A 1,092-nucleotide genomic window follows, 5' to 3' on the forward strand; every position below is an offset into this window, starting at 1 on the left:
TTGTGTGATACTTCCCGTCCGCTCCCCTGTAATCACCATTCACGTCACTGAATACAGAAGGGGCGATCATCGTATGGTACAGCCCGGTGTAGAATATCCTTTTCACACTCTCATCCCCGGTCTTTATCTTTATTTTCGACAGTTCCTCATTCCAGTTATTATAAGCCTCATTCCTGACCTTCTCAAAGTCCCAGTCCGGCAGTTCGGCTTTCATGTTCAGCTTTGCATTCTCGATGCTTACCGGAGACAGGGCCACCTTAACGTAAACAGGGTCGGAACCGGTAGTGCCATAGACAGCTTCCCCGTATACCTGCGGCGAAGTATATGCCGTCCCTTCTTTAGGAGTATTCTTATCATATAACTGAAATTCTTTAAACGGGCGTGAAAATTCGGCGACAAAATATATCCGCTGGTCTTTTGCCCAGCCTTTTGAATAACGGTATCCGGCAACAGTCCGGTTATCGAGTACCACCAGATTCCCTTCCACAGGGGCATCCCAGCAGGTACCGTTCTCCAGGTCGATAACGATGCGGGCATCACCGGTATTCTCTGTGAAGGTATATTTATGGAAACCTCCCCTTTTTGTAGCCGTAAGTTCCACACCAACTTTGTAGCGGTCGAGAAATGTGGCGTAATAACCCGGGGCGAAACGTTCATTGGCACGGCTGAAATAAGACCACATCCCCGTGTCGTAACTGTCATGCGTCCCGCGGTTGTGGTTGACCTGGCCTGTAACAGGCATCAGTACAATATCGCTCAGGTCGCCTATGCCTGTACCGTTCAGGTGCAAATGGCTGAAACCGATGACGGTGGTATCCGAGATATGGTAGCCCGATGTCCAGTCCCAGCTTTGCGGTATACTGGTAGGACCCAGTTGGACTAGTCCGAAAGGGACATTCGCCCCCATAAAAACATGGCCGTGCCCGCCCGTGCCGATACGTTGATCCACATACCGGGCAAAATCATTTTCCTGGGTATGCCGGTCCGTCTTCACACAGGAAGAGGCTAGCACGGCCATTCCAAACAATAGATAACCTAAACACCTATGTATATTCTGAATATAATCTGATCTCATTGTAGTATTATGGTTTT

General features: G+C 49.1%; 1 protein-coding gene. It reads right to left on the bottom strand.

Features of this window, described 5'->3' with window-relative positions:
* Positions 1–1,075 (bottom strand): glycoside hydrolase domain-containing protein (locus tag GGR21_RS20770; RefSeq protein ID WP_183309147.1); only part of this gene is annotated, 1,075 nt, incomplete at its 3' end.
* Positions 1,076–1,092: the final 17 nt, after the last annotated feature.

The organism is Dysgonomonas hofstadii (assembly GCF_014196915.1).
GTDB lineage: Bacteria > Bacteroidota > Bacteroidia > Bacteroidales > Dysgonomonadaceae > Dysgonomonas > Dysgonomonas hofstadii.